Origin of the sequence: Nitrobacter sp. (assembly GCF_051535215.1) — a bacterium.
In the GTDB taxonomy this organism is placed as follows: domain Bacteria; phylum Pseudomonadota; class Alphaproteobacteria; order Rhizobiales; family Xanthobacteraceae; genus Nitrobacter.
The window spans coordinates 87785-112385 of sequence record NZ_JBPPLY010000008.1 but is presented as its reverse complement, the minus strand read 5'-3'; the positions used below and the strand labels follow the sequence as shown (position 1 = coordinate 112385).

Here is a 24601-nt window from a genome sequence, read left to right as displayed (position 1 = left end):
CGCCATGTCCGCGACCAAAATCCTCTGGGGGCAGATTCTCGTCGTCACCCTCATCGTGCTCGCCACCACCTGGGGCGCCACGCAATATGTCGCCTGGCAGCTTGGGTTTCAGGCGCAGCTCGGAACACCCTGGTTCAAGCTCGGCGGCATATCCGTCTACTATCCGCCAGCCTTTTTCTGGTGGTGGTATTTCTACGACGCTTATGCGCCGGGCATCTTCACGGAAGGCGCCTTCATCGCCGCGTCCGGCGGTTTCATCGCGATCGCCGTCGCCATCGGCATGTCGGTCTGGCGCGCCCGCGAGGCCAAGAATATCCAGACCTACGGTTCGGCGCGATGGGCCGAGAAGAAGGAGGTGGTCGCGGCGGGGCTGCTCGGCGCCGACGGCGTGGTGCTGGGGCGGCTGGAGCAGGATTATCTGCGCCATGACGGACCGGAGCATGTCCTGTGTTTCGCGCCAACGCGCTCCGGCAAAGGCGTCGGCCTGGTCGTGCCCTCGCTTCTGACCTGGCCGGGCTCGGCCATCGTCCATGACATCAAGGGCGAGAACTGGCAGCTCACCGCCGGCTTTCGCGCCCGGCATGGCCGCGTGCTGCTGTTCGATCCGACCAATCCGAAATCGTCTGCCTATAATCCTTTGCTCGAGGTCCGGCGCGGCGAGTGGGAAGTCCGCGACGTGCAGAACGTCGCCGATGTCCTGGTCGATCCCGAGGGCTCGCTCGACAAGCGCAATCATTGGGAAAAGACCAGCCACTCCCTTCTCGTCGGCGCGATCCTGCACGTCCTCTATGCCGAGGAGAACAAGACGCTCGCGGGCGTCGCAGCTTTTCTCTCCGATCCGAAACGGTCGATCGAGGCGACGCTCTCCGCGATGATGGCGACGAAGCATCTCGGTGAAGCCGGTCCGCATCCGGTCGTCGCCTCGACGGCGCGCGAACTCTTCAACAAATCCGACAACGAGCGCTCCGGCGTGCTCTCGACCGCCATGTCGTTCCTCGGCCTCTATCGCGATCCGGTCGTGGCGGAAGTCACCAGCCGGTGCGACTGGCGCATCGCCGATCTCACGACCGAGGAAAAGCCCGCCACGCTTTATATGGTCGTGCCGCCGTCCGACATCTCGCGCACCAAGCCGCTGATCCGCCTGGTCCTCAACCAGATCGGCCGCCGTCTCACCGAGGATCTGCACGCCAAGGAGCGCAAGCACCGCATCCTGATGATGCTCGACGAATTCCCGGCGCTCGGCCGCCTCGACTTCTTCGAGTCGGCACTCGCCTTCATGGCCGGCTACGGCATCAAGAGCTTCCTCATCGCCCAGTCGCTCAACCAGATCGAGAAAGCTTACGGGGCCAACAATTCGATCCTCGACAATTGCCATGTCCGCGTCAGCTTCGCGACCAATGACGAGCGGACCGCCAAGCGCGTCTCGGATGCGCTGGGGACCGCGACCGAGATGAAGGCGATGAAGAACTATGCCGGGCACAGGCTCTCGCCCTGGCTCGGCCATTTGATGGTGTCGCGTTCGGAAACCGCCCGGCCGCTGCTCACCCTAGGCGAGATCATGCAGCTCCCGCCGACCGACGAAATCGTCATGGTCGCCGGCACGCCGCCGGTGCGGGCGAAGAAGGCGCGCTATTACGAAGATGCACGGTTCCGCGAGCGCGTGCTGCCGCCGCCAGATTCGCAAAAATCGGGGCGCACCCGTCATAAGGATGGCTGGTCGACTCTCCAGCCGCAAAAGCCCGATCCCGCGCTGGTAGCCGCCCACAAGCCCGACAAGGCCAATGCGGGCCTGCGCCGCGAACCCGAGCTTCCCGACCATGTTGCGATCGTCAAGGAGACGACCGAGATGCGTCCCGCCGAGGAGTTCACGCGCATCCTCGACGACGAGCCGGAAGACGTCGCGCGCCAGCGCCAGGCGCTGCGTCGCCAAATGACCGGCATCGCCCGCCAGGTCGCACTCGATCCCGGCGACAACATGGAGCTGTGACACCATGCGCGACCGTCTCAATCTCACTTTGCCCGCCGAACTCATCGGTCGCATCAATGAGCTTGCCGATCGCAAGAAATTGCCTCGGTCCGCGATCGTCGAGGCGGCCGTCAGTTCGTTCCTGTCGCCCGACCACGCGGACGCGCGCGAAGCAGCCTTCGCCCGCAGGCTCGACCGGCTGTCCAGACAGGTCCAGCGGATGGAGCGCGATCTCGGCGTCACCGCCGAAACACTGGCGCTCTATGTGCGCTTCTGGCTGTCGATCACCCCGCCCGTGCCGCCGGACGCCCACGCTGCCGCGCAGGCCAAAGGCCGCGAGCGGTTTGACGGCTTCGTGGAGACGCTCGGCAAGCGATTGCAGAAGGGCCAGAGCTTCCTGCGCGAAATCCCGGACGATGTGCCGGGCGCCGCGCCGAGCGAAGTGTCGGAATAGCCTGCTGCCCTTGCGCCCGTCGACCATAGTGCCGCGTTGAAAATCTCGATCATTGCCCGACGAACGGACGCAGTCGGCAAAAACAAATGGCGCAGCACCAATGCCGAATCTGTCTATCGATCATCGAACCTTCCTTCCGACGACCTTCTTGTCGCTCACCTCGGATCTGTGATTCCGCCGATCTCCTGTATTTGCGCGCTACACTACTACGCCTCTGTTTTCTTGTTGAAGTGGCCTCAGATCTGGCTCTTTTAATCAGCCCCGCATGGGGGTGCGTCTGTCAGTCCCGGCTGGAAATCGGGGCGATATGGCGGCTATGCATCAATATTCGGAACGTCACGCGCGCGGCGCGCGCATGCTGCGCACGGCGCTCGGTCCAGCCATCGCGCGGTTTCTGGAAGATGCTGCCGTCGTCGAGGTAATGCTGAACCCGGACGGGCGCATCTGGATTGATCGTCTCTCGGAAGGGCTGGCTGATACGGGCGAGCGACTGTCGGCGACCGATGGCGAACGCATCGTGCGTCTGGTCGCGCATCACGTTGGCGCGGAGGTTCACGCGCGGAGCCCGCGTGTCTCCGCCGAGCTTCCCGAAACTGGTGAGCGCTTCGAAGGGTTATTGCCGCCGGTCGTCGCGGCGCCGGCCTTTGCCATCCGCAAGCCCGCTGTCGCTGTGTTCACGCTCGACGACTATGTCGCCGCCGGCATCATGTCCGCTGATCAAGCCGCGTCGCTACGTATCGCGGTCGTCTCCCGCGCCAATATTCTTGTCGCAGGCGGCACATCGACCGGCAAGACCACGCTGACCAACGCGCTGCTCGCCGAAGTGGCGAAGACCGCGGATCGCGTCGTCATCATTGAGGATACGCGCGAGCTGCAATGCCGCGCGGAAAACCTTGTCTCGCTGCGAACGAAAGACGGCGTGGCGACGCTCTCCGACCTCGTGCGCTCATCGCTGCGCCTGCGGCCCGATCGCATTCCCATCGGCGAGGTGCGCGGCGCCGAAGCGCTCGATCTCCTCAAAGCCTGGGGCACCGGCCATCCCGGCGGCATCGGCACGATCCATGCCGGAACCGGCATCGGTGCGCTGCGCCGGCTCGAACAGCTCATCCAGGAAGCCGTCGTCACGGTCCCCCGCGCGCTGATTGCCGAGACCATCGACCTCGTTGCCGTCCTCTCCGGCCGCGGGTCCGCGCGCCGGCTGGCCGAACTCGCCCGCGTCGAAGGGCTCGGTCCTGACGGCGACTACCACATCACCCCTGCCACTTCGAACTCCATGGAGCCCGCATGATCCGTACAGCAATCCGTATCCGCCGCACCTTCGCGACGGCGGTCGCCGTCGCCACCATCAATCTCATTCTGCTCCCGGCCGCCCATGCCTCCGGCTCTTCCATGCCGTGGGAGCAACCGCTTCAGAAAATCCTTCAGTCGATCGAAGGGCCGGTCGCCAAAATCGTCGCGGTGATCATCATCATCGCGACCGGCCTGGCGCTCGCTTTCGGCGACACCTCCGGCGGCTTTCGCCGTCTGATCCAGATCGTCTTCGGGCTTTCGATCGCCTTCGCCGCGTCGAGCTTTTTCCTGTCCTTCTTCTCCTTCGGCGGCGGGGCGCTGATCTGATGGCTGCCGCCTTCGAACAACTCGACGCCGTGCCGGGATATTCGGTCCCGGTCCACCGCGCACTGACCGAGCACATCCTGCTCGGCGGCGCGCCGCGGTCCATCGCAATTCTGAACGGGACGCTGGCCGGAGCCGTGGGCCTCGGCCTGCGCCTCTGGCTGGTCGGCTTGGCTATCTGGGCCGTCGGCCATTTCGCGGCGGTCTGGGCCGCCAAGCGCGATCCGCTCTTCGTCGAAGTCGGCCGCCGCCATCTGCGCATCCCCGGTCATCTGTCGGTCTGAGGAGCGCGTACATGATGAATCTCGCCGAATATCGCCGTTCCGCCAGCCGCCTTGCCGACTATCTGCCCTGGGTCGCACTCGTCACTGAGGGCGTCGTGCTCAACAAGGACGGCAGCTTCCAGCGCACCGCGCGCTTTCGCGGTCCCGATCTCGATTCCGCCGTCGCCGCCGAGCTGGTCGCGGTCGCCGGCCGCATCAACAACGCCTTCCGCCGTCTCGGATCGGGCTGGAGCATTTTTGTCGAAGCGCAGCGTCACGAGGCCGCGACCTATCCCAATAGCGTCTTTCCCGATCCGGCCTCCGGCCTCGTCGATGCCGAGCGCAAGGCGGACTTCGAAGAAGCGGGCAGCCATTTTGTATCGGGCTATTTTCTCACCTTCCTCTATCTGCCGCCGGCCGAGGAAGCCGCACGCACCGAAGCGTGGCTTTACGAAGGTCGTGAGCGCAGCAGCGTCGATCCGCATGAAATCCTGCGCGCCTTCACGGACCGCACCGATCGCGTTATCGCGCTGCTCGACGGCTTCATGCCGGAATGCGCCTGGCTCGATGATAGCGGGACGCTCACTTACCTCCATTCCTGCGTTTCGACGAAACGTCATCGCGTCCGTGTTCCCGAGACGCCAATCTATCTCGACGCGCTGCTGGCTGATCAGTCGCTGACCGGCGGGCTGGAGCCGCGCCTTGGCGATCAGCACGTCCGCATCCTCACCATCACCGGCTTTCCGACCACGACCACGCCCGGCCTGCTCGACGATCTCAACCGACTGGCGTTCCCGTATCGCTGGTCCACGCGGGCGATCCTGATCGACAAGACTGACGCGACAAAGTTGCTGACGAAGATCAGACGGCAGTGGTTTGCCAAGCGCAAGTCCATCGCCGCGATCCTCAAGGAGGTGATGACGAACGAGCAATCCGTGCTCGTTGATACCGATGCGTCGAACAAGGCGGCTGACGCCGACATGGCCTTGCAGGAACTCGGCGCGGATGTAGCCGGCATGGCCTATGTTACGGCGACGATCACGGTCTGGGATGCCGACCCGCGCATTGCCGACGAGAAACTGCGCCTCGTCGAGAAGGTCATTCAGGGCCGCGATTTCACGGCCATGACCGAGACGGTGAATGCGGTCGATGCCTGGCTCGGCAGTTTGCCCGGCCAAGCCTACGCCAATGTCCGCCAGCCTCCCATCAGCACTTTGAACCTCGCCCACATGATCCCGCTTTCGGCGGTGTGGGCGGGCGAGGCGTGGGACTCGCACTTCGGTGCGCCCCCACTGCTTTACGGCAGAACGGAAGGCTCAACCCCGTTCCGGTTATCTTTGCACGTCGGCGATGTTGGCCATACCCTCGTAGTCGGCCCGACCGGCGCGGGTAAATCCGTGCTGCTAGCGCTCATGGCGCTTCAATTCCGGCGCTACGAGAACAGCCAAGTCTTCGCATTCGACTTCGGCGGTTCGATCCGCGCCGCCGCGCTCGCCATGGGCGGCGACTGGCACGATCTCGGCGGCGGGCTCACGGAAGGCTCCGACGTCTCCGTGTCGCTCCAGCCGCTCGCCCGCATTCACGACACCTATGAGCGTGCCTGGGCAGCCGACTGGATCGTGGCGATCCTGATGCGCGAAGGCATCACGATCACGCCCGAAGTCAAGGAGCATATCTGGACGGCGCTGACCTCGCTCGCCTCCGCGCCGGTCGAGGAACGCACCATCACCGGCCTTTGTGTCCTGCTTCAGTCCAACGATCTGAAACAAGCGCTGCGTCCGTACTGCGTTGGCGGTCCCTATGGCCGACTGCTCGATGCCGAGGCCGAACAGCTTGGCCGCGCCGCCGTGCAGGCATTCGAGATCGAGGGCCTTGTCGGAACCGGCGCGGCCCCGGCCGTGCTCGCGTATCTGTTTCACCGCATCGGCGACCGGCTCGACGGCCGTCCGACGCTGCTCATCATCGACGAAGGCTGGCTCGCGCTCGACGACGAAGGCTTCGCCGGCCAGCTCCGCGAATGGCTGAAGACGCTACGCAAGAAGAATGCGTCGGTCATCTTCGCCACCCAGTCGCTATCGGACATCGACGGCAGCAATATCGCGCCCGCCATCATCGAGAGCTGCCCGACGCGGCTGCTCCTGCCGAACGAGCGCGCGATCGAGCCGCAGATCACGGCCATCTATCGCCGCTTCGGCTTGAATGACAGGCAGATCGAGATCCTGGCGCGGGCGACACCCAAGCGCGACTACTACTGCCAGTCGCGGCGCGGCAATCGTCTGTTTGAATTGGGCCTCGCCGAAGTCGGTCTCGCGCTCTGCGCCGCGTCCTCCAAATCCGACCAGACCCTGATCGCAAACCTCCTTGCCGAGCATGGCCGTGAAGGATTCCTCGCGGCCTGGCTCCAGACCCGCGACGCCGGTTGGGCGGTCGATCTCCTTCCGAACTTTTCCACGCAGATCACCCTGACAGAAGAGGAGCCTCAACGATGATGATCCGTCCTTCCCGTTCGCGCGCCGTGCTTACGGCCGTGACCATGCTCGCAGCACCCATTGCGCTCACGCCGATGCTCGCAACACCCGCGCACGCGATCATCGTGTTCGATCCATCGAATTATGCGCAGAATGTGCTCACCGCCGCACGCTCGCTCGAGCAGATCACCAATCAGATCACGTCGCTTCAGAATCAGGCGCAGATGCTCATCAACCAGGCGCGCAATCTGGCGAACCTGCCGTATTCCGCGCTCCAGCAGCTTCAGCAGAACGTCCAGCGCACCCAGCAGCTTCTCAGCCAGGCGCAGAACATCGCCTTCAACGTCCAGCAGATCGACCAGATGTTCAGCCAAAAATACGGGAGCGTCTCGATGTCGGCGACGGATCACCAGCTCATCGCCGATGCGCGCTCGCGCTGGCACAACACGGTCGGCGGTTTGCAGGACGCCATGCGCGTGCAGGCCGGTGTCGTCAGCAATATCGACAGCAACCGCACGCAGATGTCGGCTCTGGTCAGCCAGAGCCAGTCGGCGACCGGCGCGTTGCAGGCGACACAGGCCGGCAACCAGCTCCTCGCGCTTCTCGCCCAGCAGCTTGCCGATCTCACCGCTGTTGGAGCTGCCAACGGTCGCGCGCAGATGCTGACCGAAGCCGAGCGCACGGCTGCCGCCGAACAGGGCCGCGAGCAGCGTCGCCGCTTTCTGACGCCGGGCGCGGGCTACCAGCCCGGCAACGCGCAGATGTTCAACGGCAACTGACGGCGAGAAGGGAGCATCGTCATGGACGGCAAGATGCTGGCGCGCATCGGCGCAATCACGTTCGTCGCGGTCGCCTTGACAGTGACGGCGATCGAGCTGACCCGCAAGGACGGCGCGCCGGCATCTTCGCCGATGCCGCAGCTCCACCTTGCAATCGATCCGCTGCGCGACGCGCAGCGCCGCTGTCAGCAGCTCGGGCAGGCCGCAGCGAACGACGCCGAATGCCTGCGTGTCTGGGCCGAGACCCGCGACCGCTTCCTCGGAAAGACGCCCGCGCCCACCGCGCCTCTCACCCCGGAACGGCGGTGATGCATGGGGAGCGGCGTCATCGACAATTTCCTCGGCGTCTTCACCCGCTATATCGACAGCGGCTTCGGGCTGCTGTCCGGCGAGGTCAGCTTCATCGCCACCACGCTGATCGTCATCGACGTGACGCTGGCGGCGCTGTTCTGGAGCTGGGGCGCGGATGACGACATCATCGCGCGCCTCGTCAAGAAGACGCTGTTCGTCGGTGTCTTCGCCTATTTGATTTCCAACTGGAATAACCTGGCCAAAATCGTCTTCGACAGCTTTGCCGGGTTGGGGCTGAAGGCAAGCGGAACGGGGTTCGCCGCAGTGGACCTGATGCGCCCCGGCAAGGTCGCGCAGACCGGCCTCGACGCCGCTCGGCCGCTGCTCGAAGCGATCTCGCCCCTGATGGGCTGGATCTCGGTATTCGAGAACCTGATTCAGATCGCCTGCCTGCTCTTCGCCTGGGCGCTGGTGATCCTCGCCTTCTTCATTCTGGCGATCCAGCTCTTTGTCACCCTCATCGAGTTCAAGCTCTCGACGCTCGCGGGGTTCGTGCTGATCCCCTTCGGTCTGTTCGGCAAGACCGCTTTCATGGCCGAGCGGGTGCTCGGCAACGTCATCTCGTCAGGAATCAAAGTACTGGTGCTTGCCGTCATCATCGGCATCGGCTCGACGCTGTTCAGCCAGTTCACGCAGAGCGCCAGCGGGCAGACGCTGACCGTCGATCAGGCCATGGCCATCGTGCTGGCCGCACTGTCGTTGCTCGGTCTCGGCATCTTCGGTCCTGGCATCGCCAATGGTCTCGTCTCCGGAGGTCCACAGCTTGGCGCGGGCGCCGCCGTGGGAACCGGCCTTGCCGTCGGGGGCGCGGCAGTGGCTGCCGCCGGAGCGGCGGGCCTGGCCGCCAAGGGAGGAACGGCAGCCATCTCGGGCGGCGCGGCAGCCGTTCGTGGTGGCGCCACGGCCGCCGGTGCCGCTTCGTCAGCCTACGCCCTTGGTTCTCTCGGGCAGTCTGGCGCATCCGGCGTGGCCTCCGGCCTTGGTGGCGTCGCGCGCGCCGCTGGCTCTGCCGTCGCATCACCGCTACGCCGTGCCGCCGCCCGCGCCGGCGAGAGCGTCAAATCAAGCAACGCTGATGGCGCGAAAGCCGGCTTCAGCATGACAGGCGGCTCCTCGACCATGGGAACGGTCGGGCAAGCCTCTGCAGTCGATGCCTCATCCGCCGAAAGCCAGGCCACGGTACGCGGCGGCGCGCCCGATTGGGCGAGGCGCATGAAACGCCATCAGGCAGTGAGTCACGGCGTCAGCGCCGCAGCTCACGCCGTCCGTTCCGGCGACAGCCACGGCTCCGGCTCCTCCGTCAACCTCTCTGAAAGCGACCGCTCATGAACCCCTTCAGACGCCCCGCCGCGCATTACGGCAAGACACCGCAACCCGAGACTCCCTATCAGAAGGCCGCCCAAATCTGGGACGAGCGCATCGGCTCGGCCCGCGTGCAGGCGAAGAACTGGCGCTACATAGCCTTCGGATCGCTGATCCTGTCGGCCGGCTTCGCCGCCGCGCTCGTCTGGCAATCCGCGCGCGGGACCGTCGTGCCGTGGGTGGTGCAGGTCGACAATCTCGGCCAGGCACAAACCGTCGCGGCCGCTACGGCCGACTATCGCCCGACCGATCCGCAAGTGGCCTGGCATCTCGCCCGCTTCATCGAACAGGTCAGGAGCATTCCAGCCGATCCGATCATCGTCCGGCAGAACTGGCTGCGCGCCTATGAATGGACCACCGATCGCGGCGCGGCCGCGCTCAACGATTATGCCCGCGCCAACGACCCCTTCGCCAAGGTCGGCAAGCAGCAGGTCGCGGTGGAAGCCTCCAGTGTCATCCGCGCTTCGGTGGATTCCTTCCGCGTTGCCTGGACTGAGCGTCGCTACGAAGACGGAAAACTCTCCGCGACCGAGCGCTGGACCGCGATCCTGACCATCGTAGTTCAACCGCCGCGCGACGCCGAACGGCTCAAGGCCAATCCGCTCGGCATCTACATCAACGCAATCTCATGGTCGCGGGAGATGAGCCAATGACCGGGCCGACGATCCGCAAAGGCGGGACGCCGTCTTTCCGTAAATCCGCAATCGCGGCTTTGCTGCTTTCCGCAAGCGCGCTTGCGGGCTGCGCCAGCAAGCCGCCGGAGATCAGCTACGATTCAAGTGTGCCGCCTTTGCCCGCCGTTCCGGCCGCCGTCACCGATGACCGGCCGAAGCCGTTGCATGTCCCACCGGCCTGGACGCCTGCACGCGGAGGCGTCGCCGCAGGCACGCCGACAGCCCGCGTCGAGAACGCCAACACCGCCGCCCGCGTTCAGCCGCGCCGCGAAGGCTATTACAACGCCATCCAGATTTATCCGTGGTCGGATGGCGCGCTCTACCAGGTCTATGCCGCGCCTGGGCAGATCACCGACATCGCGCTCGAGCCTGGCGAAAGCCTGACCGGCGCAGGCCCGATCGCGGCGGGCGACACCGCGCGCTGGATCATCGGCGACACCGAGAGCGGTAGCGGCGTCACCCGGCGCGTCCATGTGCTGGTGAAACCCTCGCGGGCCGACATCACCACCAATCTCGTCGTCACCACCGACCGGCGCGCCTACATGCTCGAACTGCGCTCCGGCCAGAAGCCCTATATGCCCGCCGTCGCCTGGACTTATCCGCAAGTACCCGGCCAGCGGCAGGCCATGCCGGCGATGCCGGTCATTCCGGCCGCCGCCGCGCGCAACTATCGCTATGGCCTCACCGGCGACAATCCACCCTGGAAGCCGGTCGCGGTCTATGACGACGGCCGCCGCGTCTATGTCGAGTTCCCGCGTGGCATCGTGCAAGGCGAGATGCCGCCGATCTTCGTCATCGGCCCGGAGGGCGAGGCGCAGATCGCCAATACACGCATCCATCAGCACATCCTGATCGTCGATCGCCTGTTCGGCGCGGCCGAGCTGCGCCTTGGCAGTGGTGATCGCCAGCAGACCGTCCGCATTATCCGGACCGACGGGAGGCCGTCATCATGAGCGACAACTCAACCAATACCGCCGCCCCGATGCGTCTTCGTGCCGAGCCGCCGCGCGTCACCCGCCTGTCGCGCAAGGTGCTTGCCAGCGTCGCAGCGGTCGCGCTGGTCGGCATCGGCGGATCGCTGATCTACGCTCTCCAGACCCGCAATGCCGGCAAGGAGGGCGAGGAGCTGTATTCGACCGGCAACCGGCAGCCCGCCGACGGCCTCGCTGGCCTGCCACGCGACTATACCGGCCCCGTTCTCGGGCCTCCGCTGCCGGGCGACCTCGGACGGCCGATCCTGTCCGCACAGAATGCAGGCCAACCCGTCGTACCGCCTGTCGTTCCAGCGCCCGTAGTCGATGAAGCCGAGCAACGCCGCCGCGCCGAGGAGGAGGCCGCCCGCACCAGCACCGTGTTCTTCCAGTCGCGGGCGGGTTCGCCGGCCACGGCCGGAACACCAACGCCGGGCCTTGCCGGCTTCGACACGGCGGGCCTGTCAGGGCTGCCCGGTCAGCAGACGGCGCAGGACAAGCAGCTCGCATTCCTGAACGCGCCCGTCGATCGCCGCACGACCTCATCGGATCGCGTCATGGCGCCAGCCTCGCCCTTCGTGCTCCAGGCTGGTGCCGTCATTCCGGCCGCGCTCATTACTGGCATCCGTTCCGATCTACCAGGCCAGATCACCGCGCAGGTGACGGAGAACATTTACGACAGCCCCACGGGGCGCATCCTGCTCGTGCCGCAGGGGACGCGGATCATCGGCCAATATGACAACAACGTGCAATTCGGCCAGCGCCGAGTGCTGCTCGTCTGGAATCGCCTCATCATGCCGAACGGTCGCTCCATCGTGCTGGAACGCCAGCCCGGCGCCGACACGCAAGGCTATGCTGGGCTTGAAGACGGCGTCGATTACCACTGGTGGGACCTCGCCAAGGCCGCTGGCCTTTCCACCTTGCTCGCGGTCGGCTCCGAACTCGCCGTCAGCGACGAGAACCGATTGCTGCGTGCCATCCGTAGCGGCGGGCAGGACACCATCAATGATGCTGGTCAGCAGATCGTCCGCCGTCAGCTCAATGTCGCGCCGACGCTGACCATCCGGCCGGGATTCCCCGTCAGGATTGTCGTCACGCGAGATCTGGTACTCGAAGCATACAGGGGATAGTCATGACCAAGCTGAAACTCGGTCCCATCGCTGACGATAAGCCGGTGAAGATCGCGCTGGAGCTGCCGGCGACCTTGCATCGCGATCTCTTGGAATACGGGCGCATCCTGGCCGATGGCGGCGCGCCGGTCGAGCCGGCCAAGCTCATCGTGCCGATGCTGGAGCGTTTCATCGCCACGGATCGCGGATTCGCGAAGGCAAAACGCTCCGCAGGAGTTACCCAGCCCGAGAAATCTGCGCCATTGATCGCGCCAAGCTGACTAGGCTCCGACAGGCAGGATTGTCGTTTCGCGGCGACCATACCGCACAAAACGGCAGGGTTTCATTTTGCACTGGCCGATAAGATATACCCGGAATCTGAGTTACGATGGTCGCCTCGCTCGTGAGCGTCAAGGTTCGCCCGACAGCGACAAGTGAAATCAGATTGTCCCTTCCAACATACTGTACCTGAATCTCAGGGTGGCGCCCAAGGTCGGCAAGACGTTGTATAAGATAGTCGTGAATCTCTGGGCCTGGTGCGACGTTGCTGACCATGAACTGTTCGCCTGAAAGATCGTCCCAGTTTAGTTCTTGCTTGTCGCAAAGCTGATGATTACTCGGCAGAACAACAAAGACTCGCTCCGACCAAAGCTGATCGACCGTACAATCGGTCCACTGGGTTGTTCCCGTGATAAACGCCACGTCGAGGTGGAACTGCCGAACCGCCGATACATGGTCTGCTGGATCTCCGTCGATGAATTCAAGCCGTACTCGCGAATGCTCCTTTTCATAAACTCGCAAGAGATCAGACAGAAATCCGGACGCGAGTGAGGAGAAAATACCAATCTTAATGAAGCCATCTTCGGAACGGCCGATAGCGGCCACATCCTTCACCCCCAGGCTGAGTTGCCACAGAGCCTTCCGTGCATGGCGAACAAATTGCTGCCCAGCCAAAGTCAAAAAGACGCCGCCGCTATGACGCTGAAAGAGAGAGGTGCCGAGCGTCCCCTCGAGATCCCGAATACGGCGACTAACCGCCGATTCCTGAATTCCGAGAGCTGAAGCCGCCTTGCGGAAGCTTCCGTATTCAGTCGCTTTAATAACGTATTTTATCTGACGAAATTCAATCATCGCTTAATCCGATAGATCGCTGTTTATAAATCTTCTGAGTCCCACAACATGGGATTTGTCGGTAGTAAAAATTGGCATCCCAATTTCGGATACCAACCGCTCTATCAGCACTTACGTTTAACGGTAAGCATTGTGCCTGGCGGCCGCATCAAATCCATTGCTTGCAGTTGCCTGTGATTGCGCGTCGCGTCTCTGATGCGGGCTAAGTCAGCAATCGAAGAGGCAACTGTTGATTACAAATGAAGGATAGACGTCGAACGCAAACCGCGTGGTGCAGCGCCCATGGCACCATTACCTGTTCTTCAAGATTATACCGGCCACCACGTCATGGCCCTCAATATGAGGCGCGCGCCTATTTCGGCGCCTTCCAGCCCTTCTGTACGTCAGTTTGCCTGCCAATCTTGAAATATGTCGCTAGCGCTTCCAATTCGGTGACGCGGTCGCCATAGGCTTGCTCAAGGCAGAGCTCGATGCCGATTCGTCCTCGCGGCTGTGTTCCTTCTTGCAGGAAAAGGCCCATCAAGCCGCCCTTGTCCAAATTGGCTGGCGGCAGAGCCGAGGCCTGCTCTCTGGCCTTGTCCAAGCCGCTGCCTAGATCGCGATCTTGGCATGAATCACGATAGGCGTTCCAGCGCGCCTGCTCGGCACGGATGGTCGAAAACATCGCCTCGCCGGAAAGGGACTCGAGAGCTGCGATCATTCGCACATCAAGCCGGCCGAGCGCAATGCTGCTGCAGACGATATGGCTGACGGCTGCGATATCATACCGTACGCGTTGCGGACAGATCAGCGATTTGTATTGGCTCGGATCGATCGCCTGCGACGGCCGGGATGCCATGGTGATGATGTTCCAGTCGCGCAGCAGGCCATCGTCGAGCAGGGCGGCGCCCTTGGAGCCGAACGCCAATGCCTCGTGCGCCATATCATCACGGCCGATCTGTTCGCGCGTGTAGATCATCACCCAGGCAGAATAGAGTTGGTAGCTGTCACCGGCCCGGTCGCCTACCTCGTCCACAAGCTTGGCGGCGTGGATCGCGAACTTGCCGAGCACCGACCGCCCGACCCCGCCTATGAAGGCATAGGTACAAGCTGAGGCGCAGATCGCCTTTTCCTCGACAACAGTGTCGACGCGGGCGCTGCGGATCGCCGCTCCGAGCATGATGCCGCCTTGTAGATCTCCACCGGGCGAATCAAGCACAACAAGAGGACGAAGCCCCACTCTCGGTTTTCCACTTTCAGAGCTTTTCAAGAGCGTCGCGAAGCGCTGCGCTGCGCGTCCTGCGCCTCGACCGTTCCTCTTGCCTTGATGACCAGAGTTGCACCGTAATGGAACCACAGATCATGGCGATCTGTTACGAGCTTCCATTCCATCGCGGACGCCGAGCAAGACATGATTACTGCGAGTGCTGCTATCGTCACGAATTGCAGGAATTCTCGCAGGACTGGAATGAGTCTCGGCATTGCGATTCTCCCAGATTAAATCTCTTTTCTATTTGCGAGAAGGACCAGAGCGCCGGTTAACTGCATGTGTAGTTAGAAAACCAAACGTCATCCGCTCTTGGTCGCTAAGAATCGCCAAATCGCAAGTCCCGCAATGGCTGGAATGAACGCGACAGCGGTCGTCCAATCCGAAACGCCGTGCGCGTCCCGAATCCAAACTCCAAAGCGGAGGGTGAACAACACTGCCCCTAGCGTTGCCAAGCTGGCGAGAAGATGCAGTGCCCATCGCCTATGTCTGAACAAATAGGCAGGAATATAGAGCAGGAGCAGCAATCCCGTTGGAGCGGTCACGTCCATTCCTTCGGCCTTGATAATGCGCGGTATAATTTCGTGAGACAGGATTGCCAAACCGATCATGGTAACGATGAAGAGACCGACTAGGCGGAAGAACGGCTTGGACGAAAGGGCGTCTGGCTTCGCGGAGTGTGGGTCTTCGCTCATCTTGGGAATCCTCCAATGAAATTGTAGAAAACGCGGCCTGCTATTGGTTCAGCCGGGCCATGCAAAGTGAGAAGGTTTCGATCTTCCAGCAATAAGCAGGCTTGCGTGGGCTCTCCGAACGGATCTTGTCGAATGCGGCCTTGTCAGTCTGAGGTTTGTTGCCGAGAAATGTTGACAGGCGTTTGGCCAGATCAGGTCCAGGGAAATAGCCGGAATAACGCTTGTGTTCATCAAGGGTGCCATCTTTGTCCAAGGTCAAGATCGAGATGACCGGAAAAACATCGAGACCGATTTTCTGATGGAGGCCATAGGCGACATTCGGCGGATCGGCTTCGACTGCGGCTATCACCGCGCGGAATTGTCCGGCGTTGGCGTTGAGGTCCGCGTTGTTCACGAATTCTCTGGCTAGCGCGTCGCACCACGGACAGGACGCCGTCCGGAAGAAGACGAGAAGCCTTTTGCCGTCGGCCTGCGAGGCCTTCAGGGCTTTGATGATGTCGGTTTCCCAGCCGATCAGGACGCCGGGAATCTCGTCTGTCGGATCAGGCATGAGCTCAACGCGCTTGGGTCGAATGGCCGGCGCCGGCTGGGGGGACGACAACAAATCGACCAGTGCCCGGCTCACAAGCCCTGTGACGACGCTATCGCAGGGGACGAGGCGCTGGAAAGTTGCGGCATCATCGGCGCCGTCCAGAATGAAACGATTCAGGCGCAACTGTCCCTCTTGCTCGACGGTCAGGTCTGCCCCCTGAGTTGTCGTTGCAGCTGAGACGCTCGGCGCTGTCCAATCTCGTATCTGCTTAAGGCTTTTCTTGATCTCTGCCGTCGGTAACCGTCTAGCGAGTGGGCAGGTGCCGGCGAAACGTTCAGCGAATGCCATCACATAGGCGGCTCGGAAGATCAGCTTTGCCGCCACGTTCGAATGTTCCCGCTCCTCCTCTTCCTCGGGTGAGGCTGTGGCTTTCGCCGAATTGTCGCGCACCGCTCCAATCCAGCGTTCAGGGTCAGGCAAGGCCAGCTGGCCGGCGTCTCCTCGGCGGAGCGCCTCGATGAGCGCCGGCTGCTTGTAGCTGGCCTGCTGGGCGATCCCCGAAACGCAAAAGATGAGCGAAAGCGCGGTCGCGAGTACGAGCCTGAATGGCAGGCTTTGCAAGAGGTCCCTCCATATCTTTGGCCTCTACCTGGATATCCGAGCTTCAGTTACGCTCCCGCTCAGCTGAAGCCGATTGGGCTTCATTGCCAGTCATTGCACGGTCATTCAGATATCTTCAGATATCTAACGCGGTGTGCCCTCGCCCGGCGCTTTGGGCAGGATCGTGTCGAGTTCGTCCATCCGCTGCCGGCTCGCGGCCATCCGCATCAGGTTCAGGGTCTGCGTCAGCGCGTCGGTTTGCTTGTCATTGGCGTCGTCGCCGATCGCCAGCCGCGCCCAGGCGGCGGCCTCGACCGGATTGAGCTTGGTACCCATGCCAACGCTGGAGGCGAAGGCGAGAACGGCGAGCGCCTCGCCGCTTCCATGCCGAGCAGCCTCGAGCAGCAGGGCGTATCCATCATTCGGGTTTTTGACGAAGTTGTATTCTCCATAGAGGTAGGCACGTCCGAGGATATAAAGGCCGGTGCCCACCTCTTCCTGTGCGGCCCTTCGTAATTTTCGTCCCTTGTCACCGCCGGCAAAGGCGCGGAGCGCCCCGGCAAGATCGGATGGCTCCGCGGGAATCTTGAGGCCATAATCGGCGACAGCGGCCTTTGCCCGAAGATCGCCTTGCTCCGCGGCCAGCAGCAGCAGCGCCGAACCGATCTCGCTTCTGATCGCGTCGGGGGGGCCGCTCAGAATCTTTGCAGCCAGAGCCTTCGCCCAGAATTGTCCGTCCTCCGCAACCTTTTGGGCGTAACGATAGGCTTCGGGCTGATCGATGGCGAGGCCCGGCCGCCCTTCGGCGAGGAGGAGCGCCATTTGGAGGCCTGCGGCCGGCTGGCCGGCGTCTGCGAGCGCTTTCAAGGCCAGGAGGGTAGCCATGTCGCCGGACCTTATCGACGCAAGGGATCGACGAAGGAAGATAAGTTCGGCGAGGGTATCCGACAGACCAAGCCTGTCTGCGACAGATCGGATATCGGACGGCAGCGCGAGCCGGACTTGGGACGGGGCTGCGAGTTGCGGCGTCTCGTTGATAAAGCGCTGAATGGCGGTTCTATCGGCTACGAGCGCCACGGCGCCGACGGCTGCCGCGATAGCAGCTAAAAGTAGGCCGAGCTTCGCTGCCCTGGTCCACCATCGGACAGGTTTGGGGGGCGGAACAGGACCTATGATCTCAGGCCCGGGCCGCCCTGTCTGGGATTTTTCGGGAGCCTCGACGAGGGTGACAGCCGGCGGCACGCCCTGCACGAAGAGAGCAGGTCGCTGCATACCGTCTGTTGCCTCGATGACATCTCGTGAGACGTCGAACATCACCTCATGCAGCAACTTGTTCGGAGCGGCGAGCGCGGCGGCCAATGCGGTTGCATACGGACCGTTCGAATTGCCGGCATCCAGCGCCACTGAATCAGCGGCGGTCGAGAATACGATCAGGGTTCCGTCCGGCACATCGCGCATGGCGGCGAGCCCACTGCGAACATCGCGGGTGGCACGGACGGCATTTGGAATGGGGTTGTTTCGGCAAGCATCCAGGATGACGACCTTCGCGGCCGCTGGCGCCTTGGCAAGCTCGTCGATGAGGATTTGGGCGGATACCGCCGCACTCGTCAGAAACGCAGTATCGGGAATTTCCGCATCGATAGGCAGCAGGTAGTTCTGCCCTGCCTCCTGTACGCCGTGCCCCGCGAAATAAAAGATACCGACTGCCTTGCGGCCGGCGCGACGAAGGGCCAGCCCGAATTCCACGATAGCACGTTCGAGGATGGGTTTCGTCGAATCGCAAAGCAACGTCACGGAAAAATCTAGCCGTCTCAGGGTATCTGCGACGAGCGCCGCATCGGCACCGGCATTTTTGAGGCGCGCGCTGGTATAAGCATCGTTGCCAACAACCAGAGCAAAGCGGGTAACGGCCTTTGGCTCGCCGGTTGCTTTCTCTGAGGTCACATTGAAGAAGCGCGTGGTCATCGGCTCGTCGGCGTCCGCAATCAAGATGTCGCCAAGCCGCAAGGCGCACTGGCAGCCCTCCCAAAAGGACCGACCGAGGATAATACAATCCTGACTTCACAGAAATGGGCTTTCTAGCAATGACCTGAAGCGGCGCAAAAATGCTTGTCTTGTCAGCGAGCTAGCCACTGGCCACCTCGGCTGGAGGAGACCAGTGAACCCTTCATCGCCGGCACCGAAATCGCCTCTACCTATCGCAACAGAGACGAAGTCATCTTGGGCGAAACGAAGCTCTCTTCGACAAGCTGTCACTTTACTCGATCCGCGGCGCCGCGACGCCTGCGGATGCCGAGCACCTCCTTGATGGCCTTGCCGACATTCCTGGTCGTCAGATCGTCGACCATCCAACGTGCGACCAACGTCCTGTCCATCCCGCGCCGGCCAGGCGAGACGCGTTCAATCCACGCTGCCCTGCGGTTATGCTGGACCCACCCAGTTATCCCGTCGAAGCTGAATTCGTAGCCTTTGGCGCGGCTTCCCGGTGGCATGATGAGCGGCGCGAGGCTGAAGCCGGGGATCGCCGCGCTGAACTGGCGCAGATGTCGCTCGACGACTTGGTCGAACCTGTCGCTGAACGCATCCATGTCGCGCTCTTCAACGGACCGTCCCGCCAATAGCACTTCTTGCCGGGCTCGCTCTTCGGCTTCCATCCGCATCCTGAGTTCGGCCTTGCGAGTAGCGAGTTCCTGCTGGTTTCTCCGCTCGCGCTCGCGCTCCTCCGCGGATCGTGCCGTTAGTTGCCGTGCCCATTCTTCGGCTTCCGGTCCCGTTCTGATTTCGGCCGGGCGAGCAACGAGCACTTGCCGGTTCTTCCGTTTGCGCTCCAAGGTCGGCCCTTTCCCATCGCTCGTCGAAGGATGACGGGAGGCAAGATGGATCGTCTTGCGCATGCGAATAGGCGTCTTCTCTGTATCGTCGGCCATCCTAGTTGTCCTCCTGCGTGCACGTCTGGCCAGCCTGAAGGCGACGTCAGCGCTGGCCGCGCGCCTGCCGCATCAATTCGTTCCACTTTCCCGGATTTATGAACTCCTGGTCGCGGCAATCGCGTGATAGTGCGAAATCCTTCAAGGACGAGGTGCCCGTAATGACATCATTGTTCAAGGCGGTCGGCCAGAACAGCGAACGAGAGATCGAGACGTTGTCGTTGCGGCACGGCGAGGCGACAAGTCCGGCGCCGTAATGCGCTGCGCCTGCCAGCAAATAGAGTGCTACTGCTACAATCAATCCGTTTCCGCCGTTCGTGGACATCCTCGTATTCCCTCATCTCGATCGCGGTCGGGAAGACCGGTCATTGACGCGTACCAGAAAGGCACCGACGCTTGGATTGCCGGGGATTGCCTGTCGTTGTGGCGCTATCGCGCGCGGAGCCTTCGGCGGTATTGTTTACGATGAAATGCAGGCACCCGATAATGGCCAAGCATATGGTGCAAGCTGGGCAGAAACAACGCGGTATGTCGCCTATCGAGCTAGCAGCCCCGTTTCGGCGGACGGCTGGTTGGCTCGCAGACCTAATCGGAACCCTCCTAGTCTTTTTGCCCTTTTGATAACTCAAGGCTGTCGAGAAGCTTCAAGCCGGCGAGAAACTTTCCCAGCCTATCATGTCTGTCGCGGACCCTCTGGAATTCCCTGTCGGGCACGTTCTCGCCGCAGTCCTTGTCCTCAATCATCGTGTCCAATTCGTCCTGCAGCGATTGAAATTCCTCCTCCAGAACCGTTCGCATGATGGCCGCGTACTCGAGGTTTCTGACGCGCCGATATTCGACGTTCACGGGATCACGAAGGAAAGCGACCGCCTGCACGACGGATCCAATTCGCTTGTAGGCAGAAAATGCGTCGCTCTCCTCGCAATCGTCGCCGACGATATTTTTGATGCGTCGAACCACATCCACTAAACCTTCATTCGGTTGCTGCTCCGCCATGTGTTGTGTCGGCGGGCTCTTTTCGTCGTGATCTTCTGGGCAACCCATCTCCTGTCTCCGAATTAAACCTACGCGGTAACGAAGAAGGCAATTCCACGGATAACTGCTCTTGATCATCAGGCGGCATCAACAATCGAGCATTCGATTTCACTTCGGGCTTCCGGATCCAAGGCCAAGCTCATGCCCGCAGTTCTTCATCGCGTTACCGGGCTTTCAGGATTTCTTTGCTGAGCCAGTGGCTGGCGGCGGCGGCAACCGCGCCGATTGCACAAAAGCTCAGCATCATCTCGAGATCGGGTGTGGCGACCGCTATCAGGGCAGCCGCGATAACGAGCGGAACTACAACCGCTCCCGCGATTGTGCTCCATTGCAGCCTCTTCCAGATGGTCGAGATCGTCGCAACGACCACTGCCGGTAGACAGAGTGCGACCGCGAGACTGAGCAGGCCTGCAGCCGAACGCTGTGCGTTGGGATAGGCGGCTAGCGATTGCGAGCGGATGATCCCATACACGGCAAGTAGTGCGACCCCGATCATGATGAAAATGGCAGTTTGCATCAGAAAACGCTTCACGAAATCGTTCCGGGCCTCGTTTCATTGCACTTGTCATGAGGGCAGAAGCTAGGAGATCCCATTGGCGGGTATTTCCGCCGATTGCCGACAGGCGCGGCGAGCAAGATCGCGCAATCGCTGGCAATCTCCGCCTCGGGACCAGGATGCCACAATGCCTCAGATCGTTGGTTAGCCGATGCACCTTTGTGGTCTGCGACGGGTGATCGGGACGCGAAATCCGTCTTGGGCAGCAGCAAGAGCTTTCGATATGGCAAAGGCACGGATAGGATCGAAGGAATCCCGTTTCGGGCGGTCGGAGTCAGTCAAACGCATGCGCCTTCCCAACCTATACCTAAAATGGCACGGCTTTCGCGAGCTTACCAATTGTGTCGACACCGACAAGGATGTTGGCATCCACCTTTTCCGGCATGAAGACGGCGCGGAACCGTTCTCAAAGCTGTTGCGCGGTGACCTCAGTTGCGCCTCCGATATCGCCGATGCCTTGACGCGTTATATGAGCGAATGGATTTCCACGATCGCATCGCGGATGGGAGGACCGGCGGTAACCCGCGCGCTGATGCCGGCCGATCTTGAGCTTCCGACCCTAGCGTTTATGGCGCGGCTGGCTGAGGCGCTTCCAAACCTTCCCGAAGAGCGGCTAGATCGGGCGCACAAGGTGTTGGTCCGAGACTTGACTGTGACCGTTCCTGCTGGCCAGCCGTATCGGCTTGCCGTCGAGCGCTACGTGATCGAACGCTCTTTCGATGGTTTGCTGCCGTCTGGCGGGCAGGGGCCGGTCGTTTTCGTCGCGGGGCGCGACAAGGGACAGATTGCGGCTCTGGGCGTTCCGCGCGAGCCAATCGCGGCCTATACGCTCTTTACACGCGATCCGGCGCCGGCCGGGCAGCGGCTCTGGGAGATGGCCTGGGGCGAAACCGTTCTCTGGCTTCCCTCGCCGTCGCAGCCATCGCTTCAGCAAGGCAGGCTGCTTCTGATGCCACGCGCTGAAGCCGTGATGCCGACTCCCGGACAGTTCCATGTCACAACGGCGCTTGTCTGGAAAGACGAAGCGCTCAAGGCGCTTGAGCCGCGTCCCGCCGGTACTCCTGCGGGTTCGCTGGATGAGCGCGAGACGGCACTGTTCCTGACCCGTCTGCGCCGGATGGCGGACGACCGCCGCCGTCGCTGGGATGGCGCGGTGAGCATCCTGACCGCAAGCTATATCGTTGAAACAAGCGCGCAGTAGACTCCCTCTCTGCGGCTACGACATGGCGTGGCATCAATCCGTGCCAGCGTCGGCAATAGGATCGCCGCAAACGGGGCACGCTGAAAGACGACTGGCGTCAACAACGTGACCTTGCCGGCAACGGACCATATAAGGAGCTGCTTCCGTCGTTTGATTTGGTGTGGGTGCCGGCGCAGGTGGATACTCATGGGAATCCTCTGGGGGCGGGAGCCCTCCTGTGCACTTAACTGGCGAGGGCATTCCACCTTGCTCTCGGCGACGCAGAAACATCATTGAAACCAGGAGCCAAGCCCCAACGCCGATGAGGCCGCCGAGGCGCGGGATTGGACTGGCTCCGCCGACGAAGGGAAGTACAGCCAGTACAATGCCAAGCATTAGCCAGGCTATGACTTTCCAACGGGGTGGCGGTGCCTGCATGTCGTTACCTTACTGCGGCATGGCCCCGCGATGAAGAGGAACGGCAGTGCTATTCGCTTCGCCGGCAAACAAGGGAACAGGATCGACGGGTCTACCGTTCAACGAGAGGCCAATATGAACACGAGCTCCGTGGTTTGGTTCGCTCCGACGAGGCGTGCTCGCCAACCGCCAGCCGCGCAATACCGTATGGCCAACCGCGACAGCCGGATCGACGACATGTCGGTACTCACTCACCCATCCACCGCAATGCTGGATGGTGATCGTGAACGTGCCGCCACTTTCCACCTCCAGACCGACAACGCGCCCGTCGAACATGTTCGAAACCGCCGCGGACGGAGGTCCTTTCAAGTCGACGCCTGTGTGAAATGCCAATCGCCCCGAAAATGGGTTACGACGTGCCCCGAATGCAGACACGACCTTGAATTGTTCTAACGGGAGCGGCGGCTCCGGTGTTGGATGTCCCACGCAGTCATCCGCTCGGCAGACATCGAAAAACGGTAGTAGCGCAAGGCACATCGCTGTTGCACGAATGCTCATGCTTGATCCTTTCGATCGCGGGCTATTCGAAGAACCAGTCCGCAGCTTCGACAATTGGCGCATGAGGTTTGCGTCGGCAGTAGGCTATGACGGCTTGTGTGATGCCCTCCACGCCGTGAAAATCACGATGCCACGCGCCAGGATCCGCGGTGATGCGGCCGGAAAGATATCCAATGGTCCACTGGATGGCCTCAAGCCGTGTAGAGGTTATGGCGCGCTCGGCAAAGATTCTGCATGTGTAACCACCAGCGCCACTGATGCGAGTTTGTTCAGCGGCGCTTTCGTCAACCGAGTAAATGATTGCTGGGATCGAGATAACGATGGCGAGCGTTGCGCCAAAGATCTGACTTCGCCCCCGCATAGATAGACTTTTCATGGAGCTCATACCTTGTGGTAAACCTCGTGTTTGCCAATGGCGCCTAACAGCAAATGAGCCGGATATCGATTGCCTGTGATTGCCTGGGATCTCGGCTCGTTCATTTTCGTGCTGTGACCTGATGCAGCAAATGCGCATCGTCAGCGACAAGAGTCTTGTCGGTTTTGCGAGTGTCGTCGTTCCAATTCCGGTCTTGCTAGAAGGAACAGACTGTGCGGCTGACCTTGCACGCCGTACCCTTGCTTTCGCAGATACCGCGAGCACGGGCAGCGGCATCACGGGATGAACCCGCCCAAGCTGTTGCCCAGTTCGAGCCTGCCTGCGCCAGTGCTCCGCAGGCTCCCGAAAACCAGAGGACGATCGAACAGCCGCCCCGGCTGTCGACATGGCTGCGACATTCCCGCATGGCCGCGGCCTCGGCACCGTCCCACGTATCCCATTCGAAGGAATAACCGTATGATCCCGAGCCTCGGTCCAAGGCGATCGCGCCGAAGCTGCTCCGCGATTGCGGTTGCGAGTCTATACTGCAGGCCCGGCAGAAGGATTCAGAAAAAAACGACAGGCACGCCGCCGGACAGGCAGCTTGGGCTGGTGGGCCGGAGATCGCGGCGAAGGCCAGAACAGCTCCGCCGAGAATGGCGTTGAATGGATATTGCGGCATGAAGACCTCCTGTATTCGTGGGAGGGCTTTCATGGGCCGGTCCGCAGGGAAGGCCCATTGCCCGGCATTTCCTGCCGTGGCGGACGCCACGATTTCCATGCCGGTCGGCCGCGTGTTGCCCAGTACCCGCCGGAAGTGCTCATGGAGATTGTCGCAGTAGGTGGCCGTCGAGGCTCCCGGAGCAATGCCGGGAAATGGCAGGCAATAGGCATGGTACGGTACCTGCTTCACCTTCTCCGGGGAGGTCAGGCATACATGTGGGTGCCACGCGATATTTGTCTGGTGTTGCTTGCGGCCGGATTTGGCAGCTTGCTGGGGGCTTCCTTGGCGGGCGCGCAGGTCGATTGTGGCTGGTATGGCGGTATTGTCGCCCGCTTCGAGTGCTTTCAGAAAGCGAGGAAGCTTGATCCTGAAATGAAAGTCGTCCGGATGTCGTTTTGGACGAGCAATCCGGATCACATTCACGCAGCCGAGCGAGCCATCGCTACCTATACCATGGCGATGTTCAAGTTTGGTCTCCGAACCATTTCGGCGCGCGTTTCAGCCGTGGAGGCGTCAAATGGGCAGGTTCGAATAGAATTGGAACTTTAGATAGGGCTATCATCCGTTCAGAATGACGCCGAGGAAAGGGCAGGCATATGGCGCGGGCCGACGTCTGGCGGAGCGAGCTTTGTTT

27 protein-coding genes are annotated in these 24601 nt (G+C 62.0%); 15 read left to right on the top strand and 12 right to left on the bottom strand.

Annotation, left to right across the window (positions count from 1 at the left end):
• Positions 1-4: 4 nt before the first annotated feature.
• The 13 genes from ACS3WB_RS10300 to ACS3WB_RS10240 all read left to right on the top strand — a co-directional run bounded on the left by ACS3WB_RS10300 (position 5) and on the right by ACS3WB_RS10240 (position 12292).
• Positions 5-1987, top strand: a complete 1983-nt coding sequence (locus tag ACS3WB_RS10300; protein WP_423266874.1) for a conjugal transfer protein TraG — start codon at positions 5-7, stop codon at positions 1985-1987.
• 4 nt (positions 1988-1991) lie between these two features.
• Positions 1992-2420, top strand: a complete 429-nt coding sequence (locus ACS3WB_RS10295) for a ribbon-helix-helix protein, CopG family (RefSeq protein WP_040426647.1) — start codon at positions 1992-1994, stop codon at positions 2418-2420.
• Positions 2421-2727: 307 nt separating this feature from the next.
• Positions 2728-3708 (top strand): P-type conjugative transfer ATPase TrbB, encoded by a 981-nt coding sequence (gene trbB / locus ACS3WB_RS10290; RefSeq protein WP_438275467.1) that lies wholly within the window; start codon positions 2728-2730, stop codon positions 3706-3708.
• Entirely contained in the window at positions 3705-4037 is a 333-nt protein-coding gene (locus ACS3WB_RS10285; RefSeq protein ID WP_019198958.1) for a TrbC/VirB2 family protein, read from the top strand. Before trbB ends, ACS3WB_RS10285 begins: the two co-directional genes overlap by 4 nt.
• Positions 4037-4318 (top strand): VirB3 family type IV secretion system protein, encoded by a 282-nt coding sequence (locus ACS3WB_RS10280; protein WP_019198957.1) that lies wholly within the window; start codon positions 4037-4039, stop codon positions 4316-4318. The genes ACS3WB_RS10285 and ACS3WB_RS10280 overlap by 1 nt, the downstream gene beginning before the upstream one ends.
• Before the next feature lie 11 nt (positions 4319-4329).
• Positions 4330-6786, top strand: coding sequence for a conjugal transfer protein TrbE (gene trbE, locus ACS3WB_RS10275; RefSeq protein WP_438275466.1), 2457 nt, complete (start codon positions 4330-4332; stop codon positions 6784-6786).
• Complete coding sequence (gene trbJ, locus ACS3WB_RS10270; RefSeq protein WP_438275465.1) at positions 6783-7544, top strand: P-type conjugative transfer protein TrbJ; 762 nt, start codon at positions 6783-6785, stop codon at positions 7542-7544. The genes trbE and trbJ overlap by 4 nt, the downstream gene beginning before the upstream one ends.
• A 21-nt stretch (positions 7545-7565) precedes the next feature.
• Positions 7566-7853, top strand: a complete 288-nt coding sequence (gene trbK-alt, locus ACS3WB_RS10265; RefSeq protein ID WP_438275464.1) for a putative entry exclusion protein TrbK-alt — start codon at positions 7566-7568, stop codon at positions 7851-7853.
• 3 nt (positions 7854-7856) lie between these two features.
• Positions 7857-9224: a P-type conjugative transfer protein TrbL gene (gene trbL, locus ACS3WB_RS10260; RefSeq protein WP_438275463.1), complete on the top strand. Its 1368-nt coding sequence runs from the start codon at positions 7857-7859 to the stop codon at positions 9222-9224.
• Entirely contained in the window at positions 9221-9910 is a 690-nt protein-coding gene (gene trbF, locus ACS3WB_RS10255; protein WP_438275462.1) for a conjugal transfer protein TrbF, read from the top strand. Before trbL ends, trbF begins: the two co-directional genes overlap by 4 nt.
• Positions 9907-10884, top strand: a complete 978-nt coding sequence (trbG, locus tag ACS3WB_RS10250; RefSeq protein WP_438275461.1) for a P-type conjugative transfer protein TrbG — start codon at positions 9907-9909, stop codon at positions 10882-10884. The genes trbF and trbG overlap by 4 nt, the downstream gene beginning before the upstream one ends.
• Complete coding sequence (locus ACS3WB_RS10245; RefSeq protein WP_438275460.1) at positions 10881-12032, top strand: TrbI/VirB10 family protein; 1152 nt, start codon at positions 10881-10883, stop codon at positions 12030-12032. The genes trbG and ACS3WB_RS10245 overlap by 4 nt, the downstream gene beginning before the upstream one ends.
• Before the next feature lie 2 nt (positions 12033-12034).
• Positions 12035-12292, top strand: a complete 258-nt coding sequence (locus ACS3WB_RS10240; RefSeq protein ID WP_438275459.1) for a DUF2274 domain-containing protein — start codon at positions 12035-12037, stop codon at positions 12290-12292.
• On the opposite strand, the gene ACS3WB_RS10235 is transcribed toward ACS3WB_RS10240, so the two are convergent.
• From ACS3WB_RS10235 to ACS3WB_RS10195, 9 genes are all read right to left on the bottom strand, one after another.
• On the bottom strand, positions 12249-13142 hold the full coding sequence (locus tag ACS3WB_RS10235) for a LysR substrate-binding domain-containing protein (RefSeq protein WP_438275458.1): 894 nt from the start codon (positions 13140-13142) through the stop codon (positions 12249-12251). The two genes, ACS3WB_RS10240 and ACS3WB_RS10235, sit on opposite strands and share 44 nt — an antisense overlap.
• Positions 13143-13494: 352 nt before the next feature.
• Positions 13495-14391, bottom strand: a complete 897-nt coding sequence (locus ACS3WB_RS10230) for a hypothetical protein (protein ID WP_438275457.1) — start codon at positions 14389-14391, stop codon at positions 13495-13497.
• 299 nt (positions 14392-14690) lie between these two features.
• Positions 14691-15083 (bottom strand): hypothetical protein, encoded by a 393-nt coding sequence (locus tag ACS3WB_RS10225; RefSeq protein ID WP_438275456.1) that lies wholly within the window; start codon positions 15081-15083, stop codon positions 14691-14693.
• Positions 15084-15123: 40 nt separating this feature from the next.
• The gene (locus ACS3WB_RS10220) at positions 15124-16236 is read right to left on the bottom strand and encodes a thioredoxin family protein (protein WP_438275455.1); all 1113 of its coding nucleotides are present in this window, start codon (positions 16234-16236) and stop codon (positions 15124-15126) included.
• A gap of 123 nt (positions 16237-16359) precedes the next feature.
• Positions 16360-18222, bottom strand: a complete 1863-nt coding sequence (locus ACS3WB_RS10215; protein ID WP_438275454.1) for a caspase family protein — start codon at positions 18220-18222, stop codon at positions 16360-16362.
• 245 nt (positions 18223-18467) lie between these two features.
• Complete coding sequence (locus ACS3WB_RS10210; protein ID WP_438275453.1) at positions 18468-19109, bottom strand: hypothetical protein; 642 nt, start codon at positions 19107-19109, stop codon at positions 18468-18470.
• A 79-nt stretch (positions 19110-19188) separates the two neighbouring features.
• Positions 19189-19443 carry a hypothetical protein gene (locus ACS3WB_RS10205; RefSeq protein ID WP_438275452.1) on the bottom strand — a complete coding sequence of 85 codons (255 nt, stop codon included), beginning with the start codon at positions 19441-19443 and terminating at the stop codon, positions 19189-19191.
• A gap of 299 nt (positions 19444-19742) precedes the next feature.
• Positions 19743-20186, bottom strand: a complete 444-nt coding sequence (locus ACS3WB_RS10200) for a hypothetical protein (RefSeq protein WP_438275451.1) — start codon at positions 20184-20186, stop codon at positions 19743-19745.
• A gap of 154 nt (positions 20187-20340) precedes the next feature.
• Complete coding sequence (locus ACS3WB_RS10195) at positions 20341-20694, bottom strand: hypothetical protein (RefSeq protein WP_438275450.1); 354 nt, start codon at positions 20692-20694, stop codon at positions 20341-20343.
• Between the two features lie 325 nt (positions 20695-21019).
• Here ACS3WB_RS10195 and ACS3WB_RS10190 point away from each other — a divergent pair, with 325 nt between their 5' ends.
• Positions 21020-21934 carry a hypothetical protein gene (locus ACS3WB_RS10190; RefSeq protein WP_438275449.1) on the top strand — a complete coding sequence of 305 codons (915 nt, stop codon included), beginning with the start codon at positions 21020-21022 and terminating at the stop codon, positions 21932-21934.
• A gap of 426 nt (positions 21935-22360) precedes the next feature.
• On the opposite strand, the gene ACS3WB_RS10185 is transcribed toward ACS3WB_RS10190, so the two are convergent.
• The 3 genes from ACS3WB_RS10185 to ACS3WB_RS10175 form a co-directional block, all read right to left on the bottom strand.
• Positions 22361-22888 (bottom strand): M23 family metallopeptidase, encoded by a 528-nt coding sequence (locus ACS3WB_RS10185; protein WP_438275448.1) that lies wholly within the window; start codon positions 22886-22888, stop codon positions 22361-22363.
• A gap of 22 nt (positions 22889-22910) precedes the next feature.
• On the bottom strand, positions 22911-23264 hold the full coding sequence (locus tag ACS3WB_RS10180) for a hypothetical protein (protein WP_438275447.1): 354 nt from the start codon (positions 23262-23264) through the stop codon (positions 22911-22913).
• A 196-nt stretch (positions 23265-23460) separates the two neighbouring features.
• Positions 23461-24156, bottom strand: a complete 696-nt coding sequence (locus ACS3WB_RS10175) for a DUF4189 domain-containing protein (RefSeq protein WP_438275446.1) — start codon at positions 24154-24156, stop codon at positions 23461-23463.
• Positions 24157-24180: 24 nt separating this feature from the next.
• On the opposite strand from ACS3WB_RS10175, the gene ACS3WB_RS10170 reads away from it, so the two are divergent.
• Positions 24181-24516, top strand: coding sequence for a hypothetical protein (locus ACS3WB_RS10170; protein WP_438275445.1), 336 nt, complete (start codon positions 24181-24183; stop codon positions 24514-24516).
• The last annotated feature ends 85 nt before the right edge of the window (positions 24517-24601 follow it).